This is a genomic window from Nonomuraea coxensis DSM 45129 (genome assembly GCF_019397265.1).
Taxonomy (GTDB): domain Bacteria; phylum Actinomycetota; class Actinomycetes; order Streptosporangiales; family Streptosporangiaceae; genus Nonomuraea; species Nonomuraea coxensis.
The window spans coordinates 1,788,900-1,813,427 of record NZ_CP068985.1; the positions used below are offsets into that span (position 1 = coordinate 1,788,900).

Below are 24,528 nucleotides of genomic sequence, written 5' to 3' on the forward strand. Positions count from 1 at the left end.
GACCTTCCATGCGTGAACTGATCAACCCCGCCACCGGGCTCCCGTTCGCCGAGATCGCGGACACGCCGGTGGAGGGCGTGGCGCCGGCCGTGGCGGCCGCCCGTGCCGCCTACGCCGAGTGGTCCGAGACCACCCCGGCCGAGCGCGCCCGGCTGCTGCTGCGGCTGGCCGACCTCGTCGAGGCCGACGCCGAGGAGCTGACGAGGCTCGAAGTGGAGGAGACCGGCAAGCCGGCGGCGGTCTTCCGTGACGGCGAGCTGCCGTTCGCGGTGGACAACCTGCGCTTCTTCGCCGGGGCCGCCCGCTCGCTGGACGGCTCGGGCGCCGGGGTGTTCAGCTCCGGCTACACCTCGGTCATGCTGCGCCGCCCCGTCGGCGTGGTGGGGTCGATCTCGCCGTGGAACTTCCCGTTCATCATGGCCGTGTGGAAGGTCGGTCCCGCGGTGGCCGCGGGCAACGCCGTGGTGATCAAGCCGGCGCCGCAGACGCCGCGCACGACGATGCGCCTGGCCGAGCTGTTCGCGAAGGCGGGAGCCCCCGAAGGGCTCGTCCAGGCGGTGACCGGCGGCGCCGAGGTCGGCCAGGCGCTGGTCACCGACCCGGGCGTGGACATGGTCAGCGTCACCGGCTCCACGGAGACCGGCCGGGCGGTGATGACCGGCGCGGCGGCCACGCTCAAGCGGGTGCACCTGGAGCTGGGCGGCAAGGCGCCCGCGCTGGTCTTCGCGGACGCCGACCTGGCGGAGATGGCCCACGGCGTGGCGATGGGGGCGACGTACAACACCGGGCAGGACTGCACCGCGGCCACCCGCGTCTACCTCGCCCGTGAGATCTACGACGACGCCGTGGAGGCGCTACGGGCAACTCTTGCCGAAATCACCTACGGCGACCCCTGGGACCCGGCCACGGACATCGGCCCGCTGATCTCCGCGGCGCACCGGGAGCGCGTGCACGGGTTCGTGGAGCGTTCCGGCGGCCGGGTGCGGCACGGCGGCGCCCGGCCCGAGGGTCCCGGCTTCTACTACCCGCCCACGCTTGTGACGGATGTCGCACAGGACAGCGAGATCGTCCAGGGGGAGCTTTTCGGCCCGGTGCTCGTGGCGCTGCCGTTCGACGGCGAGGACGAGGCGGTCCGGCTGGCCAACGACACCCGCTACGGGCTCGCCTCGTCGGTGTGGTCGCGGGACGTCTCGCGGGCGATGCGCGTCGCGCACCGCCTCGACGTGGGCGTGACCTGGGTGAACGACCATCTGCCCATCGCCAGCGAGGCGCCGCACGGCGGGGTGAAGGGCAGCGGGTTCGGCAAGGACATGAGCCAGGAGGCGGTCCTGGAGTATTCGGTGACGCGGCACCTGATGGTGAAGCACGCGGCGCCCGCTGAGCGGGATTCGTTCCGGCCCGCCTGAAGACGCGTACGGCGAAATGCACCCTAAAGCTCTGCTTTGGGCGTGTTTGGTGGGATATGTTCGGTTGGCCGATCTGGTACGGACTGTGTTCCAATTACCCAGCCGGACGGAATCCCATGCGCCACACGCGTGTCTGATTTCTTTCGAGCACGTACCGGCGAGAGGTTGCGAGAGTCAGTGAGGACGGAAAACCCCAGGCATACGAAGTCGGGGGAGTACACAGGCGGCAGGTTCCGGCTGGCTAACTGGCGTGTGCGCTCCAGGCTGGTCGCTCTGATCCTCATCCCCACGGTCGTGGGCGTGCTCCTCGCCGGCATCCAGCTTGCCGACGCCATCGGGACCAGCGCCGAGTACCGGCGCCTGACCCAGGTCGCCGAGCTGGTCCAGAAGGTCGGCGCGCTCAACCACGAGCTCGCCAAGGAACGCACGCTCACCGCGTGGGCCGTCGCCACGGGCAACCGCGCCGGCCGCACGGTGCAGCTCAAGAACCAGCGGCAGGCCACGGACAAGGTCAAGGCGCAGGTGCTCACCGCCGCCGAGGCCATCGACGACTCCCACACCAACCGCGTCCGCGAGGGCGTGGCCGAGATGTCCCGCTGGCTCGACGGTCTCGACAGCCTCCGGACCTCGATGGTCGGGAACGTTCCCCCGCAGGCCTCCATCCGGACCTACACCACCATGATCGGCATCTTCTCGTCGATCCAGGCGGGTCTGGCCGACGGCGTCAACGACGACCGCCTCCAGCGGGACATCGCGGCGCTCGGCTCGCTGCAGTCGATGAAGGAGGAGATCTCGCGCCAGCAGATCATCCTCATCGTCGCGCTGGCCGAGCGGAAGCTGGACGGCGAGGCCCTCACCGAGTTCCTGGGCTCCTGGGACAAGCAGCAGGCCGCCCTGGCCTCCTTCGAGGCCGAGGCGTCCGCCGAGGACCTCAAGGCCTACCAGCAGGGCGTCAGGGGCCAGCAGATCGACCGCGCCGACTCCATGCGCCAGCGCGCGCTCGCCCAGATGCGCGAGTACAACCGGATCGGCGACCTCGACGTCACCACCCGCCGCGACCTCAACAACTGGTACGACAGCACCACGCTGACCGCCAACGCCATGCGCAAGGTCGAGGACAACCTGGCCACGAAGATCGTGACCACCACCCGCGAGCTGAGCGACAGCGAGCAGCGCAACGCCATCATCTCCGGCGCGATGATCCTCGTGCTGCTGCTCCTGGTCCTGGTCATCACCACCCGCGTGGCCGGCTCGCTGGTCCGCCCGCTGCGCCGGCTCCGCGCCGAGGCGCTGCAGGTGGCCACCACCCGGCTGCCCGAGACCGTCCGTGTGCTGCGCGAGTCCGGCGAGGGCGCGCAGGTGCCCGAGGTCCCGTCCATCGGCATCAACACCCGCGACGAGATCGGGGAAGTGGCGCGGGCCTTCGACGAGGTCCACCGCGAGGCGATCCGGCTGGCCGGCGACGAGGCCAAGCTGCGCGCCAACGTCAACTCCATGTTCGTCAACCTCTCCCGCCGCAGCCAGACGCTGGTCGAACGGCAGCTCCAGCTCATCGAAGGTCTGGAGCAGGGCGAGGAGGACGAGCAGCGGCTCGCCAACCTGTTCCGCCTCGACCACCTGGCCACCCGCATGCGGCGCAACAGCGAGAACCTCCTGGTCCTCGCCGGCCAGGAGGCCGCCCGCAAGTGGAGCGAGCCGGTGCCGCTGGTCGACATCGCCCGCGCCTCGCTGTCGGAGGTCGAGAGCTACGAGCGGGTCCAGATCTCGATCGCGTCCAGCACGCTGATCGTCGGCCCGGCCGTCACCGACGCCGTCCACCTGCTCGCCGAGCTGATCGAGAACGCCATCTCGTTCTCCCCGCGCGAGAGCAAGGTCACCGTGACCAGCACGCCCGCCGAGGGCGGCGTCCTGGTCACCATCAACGACCAGGGCATCGGCATGAGCCAGGAGGAGCTGGGCGAGGCCAACTGGCGCCTGGCCAACCCGCCGGTCGTGGACGTGTCGGTGTCGCGGCGCATGGGCCTGTTCGTGGTCGGCCGCCTGGCCCTGCGCCACGGCATCCGGGTCCAGCTCAGCCAGCGCGAGACCGGCGGCCTGAGCGCGCTGGTGATGATGCCCGACATGCTCATCAGCGGCGGCGTCGGCGTGCCCCAGCAGGGCGGCCAGTACGAGGCGTTCACCTCGTTCGACCCGAGCATGTTCAACCAGCCCGCGGCCAACGGCGCGCAGTCCGCCGCCAGCCAGGTGCTCGACACCGAGTGGCCGGGCTCGCTGCCCGCGCCCGGCAGCACCGGCACGAGCTGGCCGTCCTTCGGCGAGCAGCCGTCGTTCGGCGAGCAGCACTCCGCCGACCAGCCCTCGTTCGACCAGCCGCCGTTCGACCAGCCCCGCTTCGGCGAGCAGCAGCCGGCCGCCTTCGGCGGCGACCGGCCAGGCCCGTTCGACCGCGCCGGCTTCGACCAGCCTCCGGCGGCGACGCACGGCGGCCCCGGAGTGGACGAGCAGCGCTGGCCGTCGTTCGCCGAGGAGCCTCCCGCCGCCGCGCGGCAGGAGGAGCAGCGCTGGTACTCCGACGACACCGCCCGCTGGCCGTCGTTCGCCGAGGAGCCGCCCGCTCCCGCGCCGCAGCCGCAGCAGCCGTTCGCCGAGAACCGCTGGCCGTCCTTCGCCGAGCAGCCGCCGCCCGCGCAGGGCGACGAGCCGCGCTGGCCGTCCTTCGCGACCGAGCCGCCCAAGGAGCAGCCGGACGAGGCGTCCCGCTGGTCGTCCTTCGCCGACCCGCTGCCGCGCAGGGGCCTGTTCGAGTCGGTCGACCGGCCGCGGCCGGCCTTCGGCCCCGACTACGTCTCGCCCTTCGCCGAGGACGCCAAGCCCGCCGACAGCTACGAGCAGAACGGGCACTCCGGCTTCGGGGCCTTCAGCGCCGGCAACTACACCTCCCAGGACATGACCGGCCCGCTGCCGGTCGTGCGCAACTCGCCGCTGGAGGAGCAGAGCGAGGAGTTCCTGCCGATCTTCTCGTCGGTCGGCTCCGACTGGTTCCGCCGGCCGGAGCCCGAGCAGCCCAGGCAGCGCCTCGAACCCATGGAGGACGAGCCCGAGGTGACCGCCGTGCACCCCGCCATCCCCGCCGACGCCACCGCGCCGCCTCCGGTGGCGCCGCCCGCCCCGGCCGCCGCGCCGCCGGCCGCGACCCCGCCGGCCGCGAGCTCGTCCAGGTCGGGCCTGCCGCAGCGCCGGCCCGGCGCGTCGGGCGCGGGCGCGTCCTGGTCCTCGCCCGCGGACGCCGGCTTCCAGGCCGCGCAGGCCGCCGCCCAGCCGCAGCAGGCGGGCACCACGAGCTCCGGTCTGCCGCGCCGCGTGCCCAAGGCGAACCTGGTGCCGGGCACGGCCAGTCTCGCCGAGCCCCAGCCGACGTCTCCGCCGCCACAGATCTCGCCCGAGCGGTTGCGCAGCCGGCTCTCCAGCTTCCAGCAGGGTGTCCGGCAGGGCCGAGCGTTCACCCGCGGAGAAGAGAATGAGGAGGACAAATGAGAGAGATGAGCCAGGGAGCGCGCGGCATCAGCTGGCTGATCACTGACTTCGTGAACAACGTGCCCGGAGTGGCGCACACGGTCGTGGTCTCGTCGGACGGTCTGCCGCTCGCGTACTCGGAGGGTTTCCCGAAGGACCGGGCCGACCAGCTCGCGGCCGTCGCCTCCGGTGTGATCAGCCTGACTCAGGGCGCCGCCCGGGTCTTCGAGGGCGGTATGGTGACCCAGACCGTCATCGAGATGCAGCGCGGGCTCTTGATGATCATGTCCATCAGTGATGGGTCCTGCTTGGCGGTCCTGGCCGCTCCCGACTGTGACATGGGTCTGGTGGCCTACCAGATGACCCTGCTGGTCGAGCGGGCCGGGCAGGTGCTGACGCCGGCCGTACGCGCTGAACTGCAGGCGGCCCGTCCCCGCTAGCCTGGGGGCGTCGACAGGAGATCATGGTGACAGGTCAGGGTTGGGCTGGTGATAGCACTCCGCCGCATCCGGCGGCGCCACAGTCGCGCAAGAGCTCGTTGGTGCGGCCGTACGCCGTTACCGGCGGGCGCACTGCGCCACGGATGAAGTTCGCCATGGAGGCGTTGGTGTCCTCCGTGACGTCGGAATACCAAGACATTTCCCTACTAAGTCCGGAGTATCAGGCGATCATCCAACTGACTCGTAACGTTCGGTCGGTTGCTGAGATCTCCGCCCTTTTACGCCAGCCCCTTGGAGTGGTCCGGGTGCTGATCGCCGACATGGCGTCGGAGGGCCTGATCCGCGTGCACCAGCCTGCGCTGGAGGCGGGAAAGCCGGACCTCAACTTGCTCGAAAGGGTGCTCAGTGGACTTCGCAGGCTCTAGCCCCGGCCTCACCTCGACGAAGATCGTCGTGGCAGGGGGCTTCGGCGTTGGCAAGACGACGTTCGTGGGTGCGGTCTCGGAGATCCTCCCCCTCACCACGGAAGCCGTGATGACGGACGCCTCCGCCCACGTGGACGACGTCTCGCTCACGCCGAACAAGACGACCACGACCGTGGCGATGGACTTCGGCCGCGTCTCGCTGGACCGTGACCTGATCCTCTACCTGTTCGGCACGCCGGGTCAGCACCGGTTCTGGTTCATGTGGGACGACCTGGTGCGCGGCGCGATCGGCGCGGTGGTGCTGGTGGACACCCGCCGGCTGGCCGACAGCTTCCCCGCCATCGACTACTTCGAAGAGGCGAAGCTGCCGTTCGTCATCGGCATCAACGGCTGGGACGGGCACTTCGCCCACCAGGAGGAGGAGATCCGCGAGGCGCTGTCCATCGGCGGCCACACCCCGATCGTGCGGCTGGACGCCCGGCAGCGCGAGTCGGTCAAGGCGACGCTGATCACCCTCGTGGAGCACGCCCTGACCCGCCACATGCACACGCCGGTATAACCAGGCGCCGCGGCCGCCGTCCGGGTGTGGATCCCCGGGCGGCGGCCGTCGTGGTGTCTGCCGCCCATCGGGCCGCCGGTGACAGGACGCCGGCATGCCGCAGACCTCACACCCGCTCGAACCCGGTCCCGCCCAGACCCGCGAGAGGGGCGAGGCCGCGCCGGCCCTCGTCGGCCATCATCCGCACGGCCTCCGCGCGGCTGCGCGAGGAGGAGGAACGCGGGCAGGTCAGGAGCGGCGCAACAGGAGGGTGACGAACCCGAGCAGGTCGCGGTAGCCGTTGAGCCAGGTGTCGCGGTGCTCCCGCGCGGCCCGCAGCGCCTCGTCGCCGTCGGGACCGGGGTGCTCGGCGGCCCAGCGGGCGAGGCTGCCGGTCCAGGAGAACTCGTAGTCGTCCCATTCGGCCCGGTCGCTGACGTGGGCGTGGACGGTGAGCCAGCCGCCGGACTCGGCCGCCGCGAGCGTGCCCGCGAGGTCGGGGAAGGCGCCGATCTCCGCGACCAGCTCCGGCGACGGCGAGCCGCGCCGTGAACCGGCCGGCGAGGCCGCGGGCCTCGGCCATCGCGCCCGGTGGCGCGCGATGGCGCTGATGAGCTGCCGATCCATCAGACGGCCGCGGCGTGTCCCCGGACCAGGCGGCCCACCTCGGCCCGCAGGTGCACGAAGTCGGGGTGCTCGCGGGTGGTGATCTGGTCGCGCGGCGCGGGCAGGTCGACCTTGAGGTCGCCCACCACGTGCGCGGGCGCCTTGGACAGCACCACCACGCGGTCGCCGACGTAGACGCTCTCGTCGATGTCGTGCGTGATGAGCACGATCGTCATCTGGTGGTGGCCGCGCACCTTGAGCACCAGGTCCTCCAGGTCCTCCCTGGTCTGCGCGTCCACCGAGCCGAACGGCTCGTCCATGAGCATCAGCGTCGGCCGGTAGGCGAGCGCCCGCGCGATCGCGACCCGCTGCTGCATGCCGCCGGAGAGCTGGAAGGGGTATTTGCGCTCCGCCCCGGACAGGCCGACCGACTCCAGCGCCTCCATGGCGGCCTCGCGGCGGCCCTTCTTGTCCATGCCCCTGCGGCGCAGCGGCAGCGCGACGTTGTCGGCGACCGACATCCAGGGGAACAGCGAGCGGCTGTAGTCCTGGAACACCACGGCGAGGTTGTCGGGGGTCTGGCGCACGAGGTTGCCCTCGACCTTGACCTGGCCGCCGGTCGGGCTGATGAGGCCGGCGATCGAGCGCAGCAGCGTGGACTTCCCGCAGCCCGACGGCCCCACGATGCACAGCAGCTCGCCCGCGGCGACGCTCAGGTTGAGACCTTCGATGGCGCGGTGCTCGTTGGGGGTGCCGGCGCCGTACACATGGGAGAGATCGTCTATCTCGAGCAATGCGCTTCCTAGGGGGGCGAGACCGCGGCGGAGGACCACGACTCCGGAAGGGTCGGAACTCGACTCTAGCGGAGCGGGCAAAGCAGGAGGAGTCAGTCAGGTAATCCTCTTCTGGGCATGATCTTACTCAGGGCGACCGGGGCTGTCATGGCGCGCGTACGCTCCACGACTCCCGCTCGTTGAGCGCCCGCACGTCGGCGTCCGAGATCGCCCGCTGCGCCGCCGCCATCGCGGCGAGCTCCGCCTCCGTCAGCACGTCGGCGACGTCACGGAAGCCGTCCGGCGCCCGCGCGGTCACCAGGGCGATCGTCTCCTCGACGGGCAGCGCCCGGTGCGCGCGCACCAGGGCCGAGGTGGGCGGGAGGCGCTCGTCCTCGTACGCCCGCAGCGCCTCGCCCGGATCGTCGTAGGAGGCCAGGCACCGGGCCAGCACCCGGGCGTCGAGCACGGCCTGGGAGCCGCCGTTCGAGCCGATCGGGTACATCGGGTGGGCGGCGTCGCCGAGCAGCGTCACCCGTCCCTCGCCCCAGCGCGGCAGCGGCTCCCTGTCGACCATCGGGTACTCGAGGATGCGGGCGGTGCCGGCGAGCAGGGCCCCGATGTCGGCGGGGGCGTAGGCCCAGTGCGCGAAGTGCGGCGCCACGTCGGCGAGCCGGCCCTCCCTGCTCCAGTCGGCGGCGGCGACCGGACCGGGCTCGGCCACCTTCACCTCGGCCACCCAGTTGACCAGCCGCGGGTTGGCCGCCGAGATGTGGTAGGTGACGAACTTGCCGGCCGTGTTGGAGCCGCCGACCAGCACCGTCGCGCCGTCGAGGATCCGGTCGGCCTCGGCGACGCCGCGCCACATCCGGATGCCCGCCCACAGCAGCGGATCGCCGGCCGGGTGCAGCCGGGCCCGCACCGCCGACTGCACGCCGTCGGCGCCGACGAGCACGTCCGCCCGCTCGCGCAGCGGCTGCCCGTCCGCGCCGCGCAGCGTGACGAGCACGCCGTCGCCGTCCTGCGCGAAGCCCTCGAAACGCACCCCCGTGCGCACCGGGACGCCGCGCTCCTCGACGGCGGCGAGCAGCGCGAGCTGCAGCTCGCCGCGGTGGATGCTGTACTGGGGCCACCGGTAGCCGGCCGACCGGCCGCGCGGCAGCGCCAGGATGACGTTGCCGTGCCGGTCGGCGAAGGTCATGGAGCTCGTCTCCACGCCGAGGGCCGCCAGGCGGGCGGCCAGCCCCAGCTCGGTCAGCTCGCGCACGGCGTGCGGCTGCAGGTTGATGCCGACGCCGAGCGGCCGGATCGTCCGCGCGGCCTCGACGACCACGCACTCCAGCCCGGCGGCGGCCAGGCTCAAGGCGGCGGCGAGTCCGCCGATGCCGCCTCCTACGACCATGGTCCTCACCGCGCGTACCCTAACCGACGGGATCCTGCGCCGCGCGGTGCCGGCCGAGCACGCGCCGCTCCACGACCAGGAACAGTTCGTTCAGCAGGTAGCCGAGCACCCCGAGCAGCACGATCGCGGCCCACATGGCGGGCAGGTCGAACATCGAGTACGCCTCCGTGAGCTGGAACCCGATCCCGTTGGTGGTCCCCGGCAGCAGCTCGCTGAAGACCATGACGATGAGCGAGAGCGACAGCGCCAGCCGCAGCCCGGCGAACATCTTGGGCAGCGCCGACGGCAGAACCACCCGCCACAGCCGCTCGGCCCGCGACAGCCGGAACACCTGGCAGGTCTGCAGGTGCAGCGGCTCCACCGCGCGGGCGCCGTCGGCGGTGTTGAGCAGCACCGGCCACACGATGCTGAACATGATGAACGCGAGCTGCATGCGCAGCCCGAACCCGAACACCACCAGGAACACCGTGACCAGCGCCGGCGGCGGCACGGCCCGCAGGAACTGCAGCACCCCGTCGAGGTAGTCGTAGACGCGGGCCGACAGCCCCACCGCCAGCCCGAGCACGACCCCGGCCAGCGCGCCGCCGGCGAACCCGGCGGCCATCCTGCCCAGGCTGGGCAGGATGTTCTGGACGGCGACGTCGCTCAGGAACAACCGCTCCGGCGGCCCCGAGAACCACATCGCCTGCATCCGCGCCACGATCGTGCCGGGCGTGGGGAAGAACGCGCTGCCCGCCGCCCTGGTCGCCACCTCCCACAGCAGCACCAGGACGGCGAGCACGAGCCAGCGGAACACGGCCGTCCGCACGCCCCGCCGCCGCCGGGCGGCGGTCCTGGGCCGCGGAGCGTCCCCGGCGGGAGCGGCGACCTTCGCGGTGACCTCGGCTGCGGCTTTCACGGCTGCTCTCCCAACCGGGCGTGGTGCCAGCGGAACGCACGCCGCTCGAAGGCGACCAGCAGGGCGTTCACCGCCACGCCGAACAGCCCGACCCAGCACACCCCGGCCAGGATGTCGGTCATGCGGGCGGGCACCGCGATGCCGGCGAAGTAGATGAACACGCCCATGCCCTCGCCCCGGCCGGCCACGATCTCGGTGCTGACGGTCAGGATGAGCGCGATCCCCGTGGCCAGCCGGACGCCGGTCGTGATGAACGGCGCCGAGGAGGGCAGCGAGACGCGCAGCAGCACCGACAGCGGGCCGAAGCCGTACGACCGGAGCGACTCCTTGGCCAGCGGGTCCACGCCCCGGAGGCCGTACATCGTGTTGTAGAGGATCGGCCACAGCGAGGCGTAGACCACCAGCGAGATCCGCAGTTGCAGTCCGGTGCCGATGACCAGGGCCACCAGCGGGATCAGCGCGACGGACGGGATCGGCCGCAGGAACTCCACGACCGAGCGGGTGGCGGCGTCCACGACGGGGACGCTGCCGAGCAGCAGCCCGAGCGGCACCGCGGCGACCGCCGCGAGCCCGAGCCCGACGGCCCAGGCGAGCAGGCTGGTCAGGGCGTGCGCGCGGAAGGCGGGATCGAGCGCGAGCGCCCCCATCCGCGCGGCGATCTCCGTCGCGGGCGGCAGGAACTCGCGGTCGGCCAGGCCGGTGCGGCTGACCAGCTCGATCAGGGCGGCGAAGGCGAGGGCCCCGGCCGCCCGCCGGGACCACCTGACGGTGGCGCCGGTCGGGCGGCCGGGGGCCAGGGCGGTGGCGGTCACGCTCACCCGGACGTGGTCGGCGACATGAGCGACTTGACCTCGATCGCCTTGGTCAGCCAGCGGGCCTCCAGCATCCAGTCGGCCACCCGTTGCAGGCGCACCGGGTTGTCGCTGCTGGAGAAGTAGGGGAAGGTGACGGTGGCCGCGGTGGCCGCGTCGATCTGGGTGAAGGTCGGCAGCACCTTGGAGACGACCTCGCGGTTGTTCTCCATGAGCTTGGCCGCGTTGTGGATGGCCCGTTGGAAGGCCGCCGCGACGCGCGGGTTCTTGTCGTACCACTCCTGGGTGCTGACGTAGCCCGAGATGGGGAACTCGGCCGCGGGGCCGGAGGCCGGGTCGAGGATCTTGCGGGCGCCCATGGTGGAGGTGGCCGCGGTGACCATCGGCTCGCCGAGGTAGGCGGCGTCGATCTGGCCGCCCTTCCAGGAGGGCATGATGTTCTGGAACGTCACCTGGACGTACTTGATGGAGGCCGGGTCCACGTTGTTGGCCTTCAGCACCTGCGTGAGGGCCAGCTCCTGGAAGTTGTGCAGGACGTTGACGTTGATCGTCTTGCCTTCGAGGTCCTTGGGCGTCTTGATGGGCGAGGTGGGCAGCACCATGATGCTGAGCGAGTCGGGGGCCGCGCGCGAGCCCTCGGCCAGGATGCGCAGCTTGAGCGTGCCCTTGTCCTGGGCCTGGAACATCGACACGTAGTTGCCGAACATCGCGTCGATCTCGCCGTTGAGCATCATGGGGATGGCCTCGGGCGCGGCCTGGACCACCTGCGGGGTGACCTCAAGCCCTTCCTTCTCGAAGAGCCCCTGGTCGATGGCGACGTAGAGGGCGGCGCTGTCGATGGCCGGCAGGGTGGCGACCTTGATCTTGGTCTTCTCCAGGCCGCCGGAGGCGGCGGCCGGTGGTGCGCTGGCGGTCGTGCCGCCGCCTGAGCTGCAGGCGGCGGCGAGGGTCAAAGCGAATCCGATGATGGCGGCCCTGGCGGGACGGCCAAGCCTCATGTCAGGGACTCCCTTCAGATGGAGCCAGGGGGGACCGGGCGGCTTTCTGCTGCCGGCGGCTCTTGCGCCTGACGCGCAACAGGGCTCGACCGTAGCACCAAATTAGTGGTCATTATCGAGAAGATAACACTTGTGGTTGCAATGTCTGCTTGCCGCTATATCGTGAAATTTTGACGACCGGTAAGTAACTGGAGGTTTGTCCAGTTTGGGAATGGAGGTGTGAACGAGACCTAGGTTACTGGCGGGGCGGTTCTGGTGAAACCTTCCGCGGGTGAGGAAGAGGCCCGCGGGGCGATCTCCTGCACCTTGTTTCCGCAGATGGGCGGCGGTTTACCGATTCTGGCGTATTTTTCGGACACTCTGGGACAAACTTCTCGATCGAGCACGATCGGTGGTTGGCCACCTTCGGGCCATGTGCTCAAATGACGCTTATCTCGACGTACAAAATGCCCCAACGTGGATTTACCTGCAGGGTCACCGAGAATTCCCCTCCCGGGGCGAGAGGTTGCGAAGGCAAGTGAGAACGCAGAGCGCTGAAGCTTCCGCCGACCGCGAGCCGCACGCGCAGCAGAAGCAGCACCAGAAGCAACGGCCGGCCAAACCCACCTCGCGCAGGTTCGGACTGGGCAACTGGCACGTGCGGTCGCGCCTCATCGCGCTGATCGTCGTACCCACGGCCGTGGCCGTGGGGCTCGGCGGGCTCAGCGTGATCACCTCGCTCAACGACGCCGACACCTACCAGACCCTCCGGCAGGTCGCCGAGTTCAGCGAGCAGCTCGGGGCCGTCACCCACGAGCTCGCCTTCGAACGCGACGAGACCGCGCTGTTCATCGCCCAGGGCCGGCCGGGCAGCCGCGAGGCGCAGCTCCAGACCACCTTCAGCGGCGTGGACGCGCTCATCGACGAGGTCAAGGAGCGGGGACAGGCGATCAACGACACGCACGGCGACTCCGTGCGGCCGGTGCTGCGCCGGCTGGAGGAGATCCCGACGCTGCGCGCCACCGCCGTCAAGGGCAAGATCCAGCCGCTGCCGATGATCGACAAGTACTCCCAGATCATCTCCGCGCTGCTGCAGTTCCACGACCAGGTCGGCCAGGTCGCGGTGGACGACCAGGTCAACCACAGCGCGAGCTCCATGGCCGCCATCGCGCGGGCCAAGGAACAGGCGTCCAAGCAGCGCGGCATCCTCGCCAGCGCCCTGGACAAGAAGTCCTTCGACAGCGGCGAGCTGGACGCGCTGACCGACGCCAAGGCGCGCGAGGAGAGCGAGGAGACCCTCTTCGCCACGCTGGCCAACCTCGACCAGCTCGAGCTCTACCGCAACATGGTGGTCGGCCGCGACGTGGACCAGACCGACCTGTTCCGGCTGCGCGCCATGGCGCAGGCGTCGGAGGGCAAGCCGCTGAGCATCGGCGCCTCGCCCAGCAGGGACGTCACCACGTGGTTCGACGTCAGCACCGGCAAGATCGACGCCCTGCGGAGCGTGGAGAAGGACCTCGCCTCCTCGGTGATCCTGCGCGCCCGCGGCCTGGAGGAGGGCGCCAACCGCGCGGCGATGATCTCCGGCGGCCTCATCCTGCTCCTGCTGCTCGTCGTGGTGGCGATCATCTCGCTCATCGCCCGCTCGCTCATCCGGCCGCTGCGCCGGCTGCGCCGCGAGGCGCTCGACATCGCCGGGCAGCGCCTGCCGGAGACGGTCAAGGCCCTGCGCGAGAGCACCGACGGCAGCCCGGGCCCGGTCGCCCCGATCAGCGTCGACACGCACGACGAGATCGGTGAGGTGGCGCGGGCCTTCGACGAGGTCCACCGCGAGGCGGTCCGGCTGGCCGGCGAGGAGGCCCGGCTGCGCAGCAACGTCAACGCGATGTTCGTGAACCTGTCGCGCCGCAGCCAGACGCTGGTGGAGCGGCAGATCACTTTGATCGACGGCCTGGAGCAGGGCGAGCAGGACGAGCAGCGGCTCGGCAACCTGTTCAAGCTGGACCACCTGGCCACGCGCATGCGGCGCAACAGCGAGAACCTGCTGGTGCTCGCCGGGCAGGAGCCGCCCCGCCGCTGGAGCCAGCCGGTCAAGCTGGTCGACGTCGCCCGCGCCTCCCTGTCGGAGGTCGAGAACTACGAACGGGTCGTCCTCCAGGTGCCCGACGGCGTCTCGGTGGCCGGCCAGGCCGTCAACGACGTCATCCACCTGCTCGCCGAGCTGGTGGAGAACGCGCTGTCGTTCTCGCCGCGCGAGACCCGGGTGACGGTCTCCGGCAGCCGGATCGACGGCGGCGGCGTGATGCTGTCGATCACCGACTCCGGCATCGGCATGACCCAGGACGAGCTCGTCCAGGCCAACGACCGGCTGACCGACGCGCCCTCCGTGGACGTGTCGGTCTCGCGGCGGATGGGCCTGTTCGTGGTCGCCCGCCTGGCCCACCGGCACGGCATCCGCGTGCAGCTCCGCCCGCACGCCTCCGGCGGCCTGACCGCGATGGTGCTCATCCCCGAGAACATGCTGGGCTCCCAGGCCCCGGCGCACGCGGCCGGGATGCCGTCGTTCTCCGGCAACCAGCCGCCGTCGTACAACCCGCCGCCGGCCTTCGACCAGCCGTCCTTCAACCAGCCGCCCTCGGGACACCCGTCCTTCGGCCAGCCGTACGCGCAGCCGCCCTCCTTCGCGGGCGACCCGCCGATGGCAGCCTTCTCCGGCGGCGGGGGAGGGGACGAGCCCTACTCGGGCCCGCATCCGGCCCCGCCCGCCATCGACTGGCCGCAGCCGCCCGCCCAGCTCGGCCCCGGCCACCCGTCCTTCCCCTCCGGCCCGGAGGGCAACGGCTGGCCGAACCCGCCGGGCTGGCAGCCCGACGCGGCCTCCTGGTCGGCGCCCGAGCCGCGCGGCTTTGACGCCTCCGACGTCTGGTCGCCGCCCCGCACCTCCGCCTGGAACGGCGGCAGCCTGCCCAGACGCCCCACGCCACCACAGCCGCCGCCCGGCGGCTGGAGCGGCGACACGATGCCGCCGCAGCGCCCCGGGTTCGAGTTCACCGACGACTCCGGGGACACCGGACCCATCCCGGCGGTCCCGCCGGCGGCCGGCGGCGACGACTACTTACCGATCTTCGCCGCGGTCGAGTCCGCCTGGTTCGGCCGCGACAAGACGTGGACCAGCAGCAAGGCGGACGAGGGATGGAACGCTGCGGAGGCCGTGGTGGAACCGGTACGTGACGGATCGACGGCCTCCGGCCTGCCCAAGCGGGTGCCGAAGGCCAACCTGGTGCCCGGCTCGGCGGGCACCACGGCCGCGCCCAAGGGCGTGACGCCGATGCCGTCGGTCTCGCCCGACCGGGTCCGCAACCGCCTGTCCAGCTTCCAGCAGGGCTTCCGGGCGGCGCGGGACGACATCAGCGAGGGCAAGGCGTTCTCCGCCGGCTCGCGGAACGACGAAAGGGAGGAGGGCGCATGAACGAGCTGAGCCACGCGGCACGCGGGGTGGATTGGTTGATCACCGACTTCGTCAGCACGGTCCCGGGTGTCGCGCACGCGGTGGTCGTCTCGTCGGACGGGTTGCCGCTGGCCGCCTCGTCGGGCTTCCCGGCGGATCGCGCCGATCAGTTGGCGGCCATCGCGTCGGGTCTGGTGAGCCTGACGCAGGGCGCTGCCAGGGTGTTCGAGGGCGGGGCGGTCAACCAGACGATCGTGGAGATGCAGCGCGGGCTGATGCTGATCATGTCGATCAGCGACGGCTCGTGCCTGGCGGTGCTGGCCGCTCCGGACTGCGACATGGGTCTGGTGGCGTACCAGATGACGCTGATGGTCGATCGCGCGGGCCAGGTGCTGACCCCGGCTGTGCGCGCGGAGCTGCGTGCCAGCCAGACCAGGTGATGGAATGACGGACCCCAGATGGAACAGCGGCGGTTGGGTGCCGGGGTCGCAGCCCCAGTCCCAGTCCCAGCCCCAGTCGCAGCTGAACCCGGACCCCGCATCGCCCGTCCGTCCCTACGCCGTGACAGGCGGGCGGACGGCGCCGCGGGTCAAACTGGCGATGGAGGCCCTGGTGTCCTCGGCGACCGCCGAGCACCGGGAGTTCTCGCATATCACGCCGGAGTACCAGGCGATCAGCCAACTGTGCCGGCAGGTCCGGTCCGTCGCTGAGGTGTCCGCCCTTCTCCGGATCCCCCTCGGCGTGGTCCGCGTGCTGATCGCTGACATGGCGGCCGAGGGTCTGGTCCGCGTGCACCAGCCACAGCTGGAGGACGCCGGCCGGCCCGATGTGAACTTGCTCGAAAGGGTGCTCAGTGGACTTCGCAGGCTCTAGCCCCGGACTCACCTCGACGAAGATCGTCGTGGCCGGCGGTTTCGGGGTGGGCAAGACGACGTTCGTCGGCGCGGTGTCGGAGATCATGCCGCTGACCACGGAAGCCGTCATGACCGACGCCTCCGCCGGCATCGACGACCTCGGCATGACCCCCCTGAAGTCGACCACGACCGTGGCCATGGACTTCGGCCGCGTCTCGCTGGACCGTGACCTGATCCTCTACCTGTTCGGCACGCCCGGACAGCACCGGTTCTGGTTCATGTGGGACGACCTCGTACGCGGCGCCATCGGCGCGGTCGTGCTGGTCGACACCCGCCGGCTGGCCGACAGCTTCCCCGCCATCGACTACTTCGAAGAGGCGCAGCTCCCCTTCATCGTGGGCATCAACGGCTGGGACGGCCAATACCCCCACAGCGACGGCGAGGTCCGCGACGCCCTCACCCTCGCCCCCCACATCCCCATGGTGCGGCTCGACGCGCGCAAGAAGGACTCCGTCAAGAACGCGCTGATCGAGCTGGTCGAGCACGCCCTCTCGGTGCGGATGGCCGTGCCGGGCTGGGGCGGTTGACCTCGCCGGATCCGCCGCCCCGCTCTCCGTCGCGTCCTGCCGCCGCCACGGAGAGCGGCGGCGCGTCGTGGCTGACCCGTGACGGGCTCAGGCGGGCAGGGCCTCGATGAGGCTCGCGCCGGAGCCCAGGTCGACGACCTCGGACAGAGCCAGGCCCGCCCGGCCGAGCAGCGCGGCGTACTCCTCACGGGTACGCTCCGCGCCCCCGTTGAAGATCGCCAGCATCCGCAGATCGATGTCCTTGCCCAGGTGCGGCGCGGCGTCGTCGGGCAGCACCACCTCCAGCACCAGCACCCGCCCGTCCGGGCTCATGGCGCGCCGGATGTTGCCCAGGATGGTGACGGCGTCGTCGTCGTCCCAGTTGTGCAGGACGCTCGCCAGCAGGTAGACGTCGGCGCCGGCGGGCACCCCGGTGAAGAAGTCGCCCGCGACGACCTCCGTCCGGTCGGCCAGCCCCTCCTCGGCGAACGTCCGCTCCGCGTGCGCGGTCACGTGCCCGAGGTCGAGCAGCACGCCGCGCATCTGCGGGTTGGTGTGCAGGATCGAGGCCAGGATGTGTCCCTTGCCGCCGGCCACGTCCACGAGCGTCGCCTCGGGCGGGAAGACGTACGCCTTGGCCAGCCCCTCGGTGAAGGGCAGGGACCGGCGCTTCATGTAGTCGTCGAACATGCGGCTGAGCGCCGGGTCGGCGCCCAGGCGGTCGTACAGGTGGCCGTACCGTTTCACGAAGGCCGAGCTGCCCTCGCGCACGGTGGCGGGGAGCAGGCCCATGGCGTACCAGAAGCTCTCCTCGCCGAGCATCCTGATCGACGAGCGGACCGAGTCGGGCACGTCCGAGCGCAGCGCGGTGCCTCTCGGGGCGAGGTCGTAGGCGTCCGTGCCGGCCGGGCGGACCAGGTCCATGGCGGCCAGCTCGCGCAGGACCCGGCGCAGCGCGCCGGCGTCGGCCGCACAGCGCCGGGCCAGCTCGGCGGTGCCGAGCGGGCCGTCCGCCAGGTGGTCGGCCACGCCCAGCTCCGCCATGGTGAGCAGGGCGGCCAGCCGGGAGATGTCGCCCAGGGCTCCCCAGAGAAGCTCGTCCGAATGCGGCATACGTCCTTCCAGGTCAGGTCGCGTTGCGGGTGGCCTGCCGGTGCCAGACGAGCAGACGCCGCTCGACCAGCACGAACAGGGAGTTCACGAGATAGCCGAGCACGCCGAGCAGGGCGATCGTGGCCCACACGCCGGCGCCGTCGAAGCTGCGCTGGGCCTGCAGCAACTGGTAGCCGATGCCGTCGGTGCTGCCGAACAGCTCCGAGATGACCATGAGGATCAGCGCCAGCGACAGGCTCAGCCGCAGCCCGGCGAAGATCTTCGGCGAGGCCGCGGGCAGCACCACCAGCCGCAGGTACTGCTGCTTGGACAGGTTGAAGACCACGGCCGTCTCGGTGTAGGTGCGGTCCACCGCCCGTACGCCGTCGATCGTGTTGAGCAGCACCGGCCAGATCACGCCGAACACGATCGCCGCCAGCATCATCGGCAGGCTCGCCTGGAACAGCACGATGAAGACCGGCAGCAGCAGCGGCGGCGGGATCGCCCGGCCGAACTCGATCAGCGGGTCCACGTAGTCGGTCGCCGTGCGCGAGCGCCCGAGCAGCACGCCCGCGACGATGCCGACCACGGCGGCGAGGACCCAGCCGCTGAACATCCGGGCGAGGCTCGGCAGCAGGTTCTCCAGCGCGTCGTCCGTCAGGAAGAGGCGGGAGACCGGGCCGGAGAACCACAGCTCGTACATCCGGACGACGATCGTCGTGGGCGGAGGGAAGTCGGTGTCCTCCACCGCGCGGGCGACGAACTCCCACACGACGAGCACGACCGGGATGACCCAGAGCCGGGCGAGTGCCTTCACGACTGCGCTCCCGTCCGCATGCGGTGCCAGTGGAACAGGCGCCGCTCGCCGGCCATCAGCACCAGGTTGGCGGCCACGCCGAACAGCCCGGCCCAGACGGTCGCGGCCATCATGAGGTCCATCCGGTTGCCGCTGCCGGCCTGGATCACGTACACGCCGATGCCGGCGACGCCGCCGGCGACCAGCTCGGCGCTCACGGCCAGGACCAGCGCGATGCCGGCCGCGATCCGCACGCCCGTGGCCATGAACGGGGCCGCGCTCGGCACGCTCACGCGCGCGAGCACCGCGAGCGGGCCGAAGCCGAAGCTGCGCAGGGACTCCTTGGCCACCGGGTCCACGTCGTGCATGCCGTAGAGGGTGTTGATGAGGATCGGCCACAGGGAGGCGTACACGATCACCGAGACCTTCATCATCTCGTCCACCGGGATGAGCAGGATGGCGAGCGGGATGATGGCGACCGAGGGGATCGGGCGCAGGAACTCCAGGATGGGCCGGATGGCGCGCTCCACAGGCGGCAGCGAGCCCAGCAGCACGCCGAGCGGCACCGCGACGCAGATCGCGATCAGCAGGCCGAGCGCCCAGTTGGCGAGGGTCGCGCCGACTCCGGCGAGGAAGTCGGGGTCCGCCAGGAGGCGCCCGGTTTCGAGCAGGATGGTCGACGGGGGAGGGAAGTCCATGTCGTCGCTGATGCCGTAGCGGATCACCAGCTCCCCGACGACGAAGAACCCCGCGGCGCCGACGGCGCCGCGGAGCAGGCGAGCACCGGTCATCCGCTTGAGGCGGGCGCCGCGATCACGGACTTCACGTCGATCGGGCTCTTGAGGTACCCGTACTCGAGCATGAGGTCGGCCACCTTCTGCAGGCGGTTGGTGTTGAGCTCACTCGGATAGGTGCCGAGCGTGATCACGGACGCCGTCTTGGCGTCGATCTTGGTGTACTTCGGCAGCATGGCCTCGATCTCCTTGCGGTCGCTGGAGGCGAGCTGCTGGGCCTTGGCGATCGCGCGCTGGAAGGCGGCGAGCGTCTTCGGGTACTTCTGCACCCACTCCTCGGTGGCCATCCAGCCGGCGATCGGCAGGTCCTCGGTCTGGCCGGTCATGGTGTCGGCCAGCTTGCGGAAGCCGTTGGCGCTCTGGTTGGCGGTGATGAACGGCTCGGTGATCCAGCCCGCGTCGGCCTGGCCGGCCTTGATCGCGTTGCCCATCTCGGGGAACGGCTTCTCCGCGAACTTCACGTCGTCCTTGGAGAGACCGGCGACCTTGAGCTGCGTCTCGACGGCGAGGGTGGCGATGTTGTTCAGGTTGTTGACGAAAATCGTCTTGCCCTTGAGGTCGGCCACCGTCTTGATGGGCGAGTTGCTCGGCACCATGATGACGAAGCAGTTGGCGCCGGCCTGGTACATGTCGGCGACGAGCTTGATCTTCTTGCCGCCGGCGACGGCCGCGAAGGTCGAGACGTAGTTCGTCTGCGAGATGTCGAGCTGGCCGCTCTCGATCATCGGGACGGCCACGGCGCCACCGGTGATCGGCGTGGGCTCGACCGTGAGGCCCTCTTCCTTGAAGAAGCCCTTGGCCTGCGCGATGTAGAGCGATACAGGGTCAGGGATCGGAAGAGCACCGATCTTAATGGTGGTTTTCTCCAAGCCCTTGCTGTTGGCTGACGTGGTGCCACCGTCGTCGGATCCGCCGCAGCCGGCAAGCGTCAGAGCGACTGTGACGCCGAGTGCGACGGCGTAACAGCGCAGTTTGCGTGTCATGGGGGGTTCTCCTACCAGGGGGAAGCTTCTGGAGATCGGCACAGGATACCGGGCGTGAAGCGTAGCGGAAGGGGACGCCGGAAGGTCGGCGCAATGCCGCGTATATGCTGTTTATCTGTCAAATATGACTGTAAACGGCTATAGATGTAAATATGGGGATAAAGACCGTTTATGGACTGAATGTCCGGATTGATGCGCCGGTTGCGCTCCGTGTCCAAGGGCTTGCCATGTGAACAATGTGTGAGTTGGAACGGTTGAAAACTGGCGATACGTTGGCCTAACTATGAGGTTTGTGCTCAAATTGGGCCTCGAACTTGCCTGCGATCACTCGTGCGAGAGACGAAGCCGCTGAGACCCCCACAAAGCAGGCCATGGCGAGAGGTTGCCACCAGTGAGGACAACAACGACCGACACCGGTCGTGGTAGGGCCCCGGACGTGCCCGAAAAGTCAGTGGGCGGCGAGGTGCCAGAGGTTCAGCTGCCCAAGTCGGGCAGCCCGCTCGCGCTGCGCAACTGGCGTGTACGAACCCGCCTGATCGCCCTCATCGCCATCCCCACGATCGTGGCCGTCGTGCTGGGCGCGCTCCGCGTCACCAGCTCGATCGGCAGCGCCCAGCAGTACCAGGTCGTCGGCGAGGTCAACACGCTCATCACGCAGGTCGGCGAGCTCGTCCGCGACCTCGGCCTCGAACGCGACCTGGCCAGCCGCTACGTCGCCTCCGGCCGCTCCGGCGGCGAGCTGGACCGGCTCGCCGGCCAGCAGCGCATCGTCGACGTCAGCGTCGGCCGCGTGCTGTCCAGCGCCAAGAACACCGAGGGGTCCCTGTCCGAGATCGGCCGCCGCTCGCTCGACCGCATCAGGACCCGGCTCTCCCAGCTCCGCTCGCTGCGTGACACCGCGACCAAGACGCAGCTCCCGCCGCTCCCGACGATGGAGAAGTACTCCGAGACCATCGCCGAGCTGCTGCAGCTCTACGACGAGCTGGCTCAGGGCGCCGCGGACGAGCAGCTGATCTCCACCAGCGCCGCCCTGCGCGCCGTCGCGCGCGCGGAGGAGGAGGCGTCCAAGCAGCGCGGCCTGCTGGCGATCGCGCTGGAGCGCGGGTCGTTCGAGGAGACCGAGTTCAACGCCTTCCTCGACGCGGGGTCCAAGCGCAACAGCGAGCGGGCGGCCTTCCGCTCCGCCGCCACCCTGCAGCAGCGGCAGATGTTCGACGACACCGTCGCGAACCTCAAGATCGGCCGCGCCGAGTTCTACATCGACCGCGCCGTCCTGCTGCACAACAACGCCGTCGGCGTCGCCAGCAGCAACAACGTCACCGGCACCCGCTACCTGCGCCGGCTCGACACCGGCAGCAACGACGACGCCGGCCGCTGGTTCGACTCCATCAGCGACACCGTCGACCGCCTCCACCAGGTGCAGAAGAACCTGGGCGTGCAGGTCGCCACCCGCTCCACCGACGTCGCCAGCGCCGACAGGCAGCTCGCCGCGATCAACATCGCGATCGTGGTCGGCCTGCTGATCCTGGTCCTCGTGATCACCGCCATCATGGCGGGCTCGCTGGTCCGGCCGCTGCGCCGGCTCCGCGGCGACGCGCTCAAGATCGCCGGCCAGACCCTGCCCAACCTGGTCCGCCAGCTCCGCGAGACGGACGTCAGCCCCGACAAGCTCCGCGTGCCGCCCATCGAGATCAACTCCAAGGACGAGATCGGTGAAGTGGCGCGGGCCTTCGACGAGGTCCACCGCGAGGCGGTCCGCCTGGCGGGCGAGGAGTCCAAGCTGCGGGCGAACGTCAACGCGATGTTCGTGAACCTGTCGCGCCGCAGCCAGACGCTGGTGGAGCGGCAGATCACCCTGATCGACGGCCTGGAGCAGGGCGAGCAGGACGAGCAGCGGCTCGGCAACCTGTTCAAGCTGGACCACCTCGCGACCCGCATGCGGCGCAACAGCGAGAACCTGCTGGTGCTCGCCGGGCAGGAGCCGCCCCGCCGCTGGAGCCAGCCGGTCAAGCTGGTCGACGTCGCCCGCGCCTCCCTCTCCGAGGTCGAGAACTACGAGCGGGTCGTCCTGGAGGTGCCCGAGGGCGTCTCCATCGCCGGCCAGGCCGTCAACGACGTCATCCACCTGCTCGCCGAGCTGATCGAGAACGCCCTGTCGTTCTCCCCGCGCGAGACCCGCGTACCCGTCTCCGGCAGCAGGATCGACGGCGGCGGCATCATGCTGTCGATCACCGACTCCGGCATCGGCATGACGGCCGAGGAACTGGCCCAGGCCAACGACCGGCTCACCAACGCCCCCTCCGTGGACGTGTCGGTGTCCCGCCGCATGGGCCTGTTCGTGGTCGCCCGCCTGGCCCACCGGCACGGCATCCGCGTGCAGCTCCGGCCGCACGGCTCCGGCGGCCTGACCGCCATGGTCCTCATCCCCGAGTCGCTGCTCGGCGCGCAGGCCCCCTCGTACGCCGGCTCCGCCACGCCCGCCACCGCGGGCGCAGGGCAGCCGTCCCGCGAGGAGGCGTTCCCGTCGCCGCAGCCCGCGGGCGCCGGCTGGCCGGCCTCGACCTACCAGCTCGGTCCCGGGCATCCGTCGTACCCGTCGTACCCGTCGACGGAGCCCGCCGCGGCCGGCTCCCCGTGGGCGTCGGCGCCGCAGTGGCCCTCCGACAACGGCGGGGGCGGCGGCGCGGGCCATGGGGCAGGGGCCGGCGCGAGCAACTGGATGGCGAACAACTCCGCGCCCTCCTCGGACGTGTGGGTCTCCTCGCGCGGCCCGGTGACCGGCGAGACCACGGCGCTGCCGCGCCGGGGCGCCGCCCCGCCGGAGGAGCCCTCGCCCTGGACCCGCGCTCCCGCCGAGGAGCCGAGCCCGTGGACGCGCCCCGCCGGACGCCCGTCCGGCGGTGGCGGGCCGTCCTTCGACTTCCCCGAGACCGAGTCCGCCGCCACGGGTCCCATCCCCGTGGTCAAGCCGGCGGCGTCCGGGGACGAGTACCTGCCGATCTTCGCCTCCGTCGAGTCCGCCTGGTTCGAGCACGGCGGCGAGGGCAATGCGGCCACCTGGGGCTCCAGCAAGGCCGACGAGGGCTGGAGCGCGGCCAAGGCCGTGGTCGAGCCCGTACGGGACGGGGCGACGGCCTCCGGCCTGCCCAAGCGGGTGCCGAAGGCCAACCTGGTGCCCGGCTCGGCCGACACCGTCTCGGCCCCGAAGGGCGTCGCGCCCATGCCCGCCGTCTCGCCGGAACGGGTGCGCAGCCGCCTGTCGAGCTTCCAGCAGGGCTTCCGGGCCGCACGCGATGACATCAGCGAGGGCAGGACGTACGGGTCCGGCCCCAGGAGTGACAGCAGGGAGGAGGGCGCGTGAACGACCTGAGCCACGCGGCACGCGGGGTGGATTGGTTGATCACCGACTTCGTCAGCACGGTCCCGGGTGTCGCGCACGCGGTGGTCGTCTCGTCGGACGGGTTGCCGCTGGCCGCCTCGTCGGGCTTCCCGGCGGATCGCGCCGATCAGTTGGCGGCCATCGCGTCGGGTCTGGTGAGCCTGACGCAGGGCGCTGCCAGGGTGTTCGAGGGCGGGGCGGTCAACCAGACGATCGTGGAGATGCAGCGCGGGCTGATGCTGATCATGTCGATCAGCGACGGCTCGTGCCTGGCGGTCCTCGCGGCGCCCGACTGCGACATGGGTCTGGTCGCGTACCAGATGACGCTGATGGTCGACCGCGCCGGGCAGGTGCTGACCCCGGCTGTGCGCGCGGAGCTGCGTGCCAGCCAGACCAGGTGATGGAATGACGAACCCCACGTGGAACAGCGGCGGGTGGAACAGCGGCGGCTGGGAGCCCCCGCCGCCGCCTCAGCCCACTGCCGCCGATCCGGCCTCACCGGTGCGCCCGTACGCCGTCACCGGCGGGCGGACCGCCCCGAAGGTCAAGCTGGCGATGGAGGCCCTGGTGTCCTCGGCGACCGCCGAGCACCGGGAGTTCTCGCACATCACGCCCGAGTACAAGGCGATCAGCCAGCTCTGCCTGCAGGTGAGGTCGGTGGCGGAGGTCTCCGCGCTGTTGCGGATCCCGCTCGGCGTGGTGCGTGTCCTGATCGCTGACATGGCGGCCGAGGGCCTCGTGCGCGTGCACCAGCCGCAGCTCGATGCGGGTAGGCCGGACGTCAACCTGCTGGAAAGGGTGCTCAGTGGACTTCGCAGGCTCTAGC

22 protein-coding genes are annotated in these 24,528 nt (G+C 70.9%); 12 read left to right on the plus strand and 10 right to left on the minus strand.

Annotated features, from left to right (window positions below):
* Nucleotides 1-8 precede the first annotated feature (8 nt).
* The 5 genes from Nocox_RS08725 to Nocox_RS08745 all read left to right on the plus strand — a co-directional run bounded on the left by Nocox_RS08725 (nt 9) and on the right by Nocox_RS08745 (nt 6,343).
* Entirely contained in the window at nt 9-1,406 is a 1,398-nt protein-coding gene (locus Nocox_RS08725; protein ID WP_020546553.1) for an aminobutyraldehyde dehydrogenase, read from the plus strand.
* Between the two features lie 252 nt (nt 1,407-1,658).
* A complete protein-coding gene (locus Nocox_RS08730) occupies nt 1,659-4,940 on the plus strand; it encodes a sensor histidine kinase (protein WP_020546552.1) in 3,282 nt (1,093 codons plus the stop codon).
* On the plus strand, nt 4,937-5,359 hold the full coding sequence (locus Nocox_RS08735; RefSeq protein WP_020546551.1) for a roadblock/LC7 domain-containing protein: 423 nt from the start codon (nt 4,937-4,939) through the stop codon (nt 5,357-5,359). Before Nocox_RS08730 ends, Nocox_RS08735 begins: the two co-directional genes overlap by 4 nt.
* Before the next feature lie 23 nt (nt 5,360-5,382).
* Nucleotides 5,383-5,784, plus strand: coding sequence for a DUF742 domain-containing protein (locus tag Nocox_RS08740; RefSeq protein ID WP_084685891.1), 402 nt, complete (start codon nt 5,383-5,385; stop codon nt 5,782-5,784).
* A complete protein-coding gene (locus Nocox_RS08745) occupies nt 5,765-6,343 on the plus strand; it encodes a GTP-binding protein (RefSeq protein WP_051112735.1) in 579 nt (192 codons plus the stop codon). The genes Nocox_RS08740 and Nocox_RS08745 overlap by 20 nt, the downstream gene beginning before the upstream one ends.
* 228 nt (nt 6,344-6,571) lie before the next feature.
* On the opposite strand, the gene Nocox_RS08750 is transcribed toward Nocox_RS08745, so the two are convergent.
* The 6 genes from Nocox_RS08750 to Nocox_RS08775 form a co-directional block, all read right to left on the minus strand.
* The gene (locus Nocox_RS08750) at nt 6,572-6,949 is read right to left on the minus strand and encodes a hypothetical protein (RefSeq protein ID WP_026215043.1); all 378 of its coding nucleotides are present in this window, start codon (nt 6,947-6,949) and stop codon (nt 6,572-6,574) included.
* A complete protein-coding gene (locus Nocox_RS08755) occupies nt 6,949-7,722 on the minus strand; it encodes an ABC transporter ATP-binding protein (protein ID WP_026215042.1) in 774 nt (257 codons plus the stop codon). The genes Nocox_RS08750 and Nocox_RS08755 overlap by 1 nt, the downstream gene beginning before the upstream one ends.
* Nucleotides 7,723-7,867: 145 nt before the next feature.
* Nucleotides 7,868-9,103 carry an FAD-dependent monooxygenase gene (locus Nocox_RS08760; protein ID WP_020546547.1) on the minus strand — a complete coding sequence of 412 codons (1,236 nt, stop codon included), beginning with the start codon at nt 9,101-9,103 and terminating at the stop codon, nt 7,868-7,870.
* Nucleotides 9,104-9,122: 19 nt separating this feature from the next.
* On the minus strand, nt 9,123-10,001 hold the full coding sequence (locus Nocox_RS08765; protein WP_020546546.1) for an ABC transporter permease: 879 nt from the start codon (nt 9,999-10,001) through the stop codon (nt 9,123-9,125).
* Nucleotides 9,998-10,819: an ABC transporter permease gene (locus Nocox_RS08770; protein ID WP_020546545.1), complete on the minus strand. Its 822-nt coding sequence runs from the start codon at nt 10,817-10,819 to the stop codon at nt 9,998-10,000. Before Nocox_RS08770 ends, Nocox_RS08765 begins: the two co-directional genes overlap by 4 nt.
* Nucleotides 10,816-11,811, minus strand: coding sequence for an ABC transporter substrate-binding protein (locus Nocox_RS08775; protein WP_026215039.1), 996 nt, complete (start codon nt 11,809-11,811; stop codon nt 10,816-10,818). Before Nocox_RS08775 ends, Nocox_RS08770 begins: the two co-directional genes overlap by 4 nt.
* A 517-nt stretch (nt 11,812-12,328) precedes the next feature.
* On the opposite strand from Nocox_RS08775, the gene Nocox_RS08780 reads away from it, so the two are divergent.
* The 4 genes from Nocox_RS08780 to Nocox_RS08795 are packed head-to-tail and all read left to right on the plus strand — an operon-like array spanning nt 12,329 to nt 16,679.
* Nucleotides 12,329-15,259, plus strand: coding sequence for a nitrate- and nitrite sensing domain-containing protein (locus Nocox_RS08780; protein ID WP_219495588.1), 2,931 nt, complete (start codon nt 12,329-12,331; stop codon nt 15,257-15,259).
* Nucleotides 15,256-15,678: a roadblock/LC7 domain-containing protein gene (locus tag Nocox_RS08785; protein ID WP_188190775.1), complete on the plus strand. Its 423-nt coding sequence runs from the start codon at nt 15,256-15,258 to the stop codon at nt 15,676-15,678. The genes Nocox_RS08780 and Nocox_RS08785 overlap by 4 nt, the downstream gene beginning before the upstream one ends.
* 37 nt (nt 15,679-15,715) lie before the next feature.
* A complete protein-coding gene (locus Nocox_RS08790) occupies nt 15,716-16,111 on the plus strand; it encodes a DUF742 domain-containing protein (protein WP_020546541.1) in 396 nt (131 codons plus the stop codon).
* The gene (locus Nocox_RS08795) at nt 16,092-16,679 is read left to right on the plus strand and encodes a GTP-binding protein (protein WP_219495589.1); all 588 of its coding nucleotides are present in this window, start codon (nt 16,092-16,094) and stop codon (nt 16,677-16,679) included. Before Nocox_RS08790 ends, Nocox_RS08795 begins: the two co-directional genes overlap by 20 nt.
* Nucleotides 16,680-16,766: 87 nt before the next feature.
* On the opposite strand, the gene Nocox_RS08800 is transcribed toward Nocox_RS08795, so the two are convergent.
* Genes Nocox_RS08800 through Nocox_RS08815 form a run of 4 tightly spaced genes read right to left on the minus strand, consistent with a single transcriptional unit; the run spans nt 16,767 to nt 20,323 of the window.
* Nucleotides 16,767-17,771, minus strand: a complete 1,005-nt coding sequence (locus tag Nocox_RS08800; protein WP_020547726.1) for a methyltransferase — start codon at nt 17,769-17,771, stop codon at nt 16,767-16,769.
* 13 nt (nt 17,772-17,784) lie between these two features.
* The gene (locus Nocox_RS08805; protein WP_020547727.1) at nt 17,785-18,567 is read right to left on the minus strand and encodes an ABC transporter permease; all 783 of its coding nucleotides are present in this window, start codon (nt 18,565-18,567) and stop codon (nt 17,785-17,787) included.
* Entirely contained in the window at nt 18,564-19,337 is a 774-nt protein-coding gene (locus tag Nocox_RS08810; RefSeq protein WP_020547728.1) for an ABC transporter permease, read from the minus strand. The genes Nocox_RS08805 and Nocox_RS08810 overlap by 4 nt, the downstream gene beginning before the upstream one ends.
* A complete protein-coding gene (locus Nocox_RS08815) occupies nt 19,334-20,323 on the minus strand; it encodes an ABC transporter substrate-binding protein (protein WP_026215275.1) in 990 nt (329 codons plus the stop codon). Before Nocox_RS08815 ends, Nocox_RS08810 begins: the two co-directional genes overlap by 4 nt.
* A gap of 463 nt (nt 20,324-20,786) precedes the next feature.
* Between Nocox_RS08815 and Nocox_RS08820 the strand changes: the two genes are divergently transcribed.
* From Nocox_RS08820 to Nocox_RS08830, 3 genes are read left to right on the plus strand one after another with little or no spacing between them, the layout of a single operon-like run.
* Nucleotides 20,787-23,684, plus strand: a complete 2,898-nt coding sequence (locus tag Nocox_RS08820) for a sensor histidine kinase (protein WP_219495591.1) — start codon at nt 20,787-20,789, stop codon at nt 23,682-23,684.
* Nucleotides 23,681-24,103: a roadblock/LC7 domain-containing protein gene (locus Nocox_RS08825; RefSeq protein WP_020546542.1), complete on the plus strand. Its 423-nt coding sequence runs from the start codon at nt 23,681-23,683 to the stop codon at nt 24,101-24,103. The genes Nocox_RS08820 and Nocox_RS08825 overlap by 4 nt, the downstream gene beginning before the upstream one ends.
* 4 nt (nt 24,104-24,107) lie before the next feature.
* The gene (locus Nocox_RS08830; RefSeq protein ID WP_246649753.1) at nt 24,108-24,527 is read left to right on the plus strand and encodes a DUF742 domain-containing protein; all 420 of its coding nucleotides are present in this window, start codon (nt 24,108-24,110) and stop codon (nt 24,525-24,527) included.
* Nucleotide 24,528 lies beyond the last annotated feature (1 nt).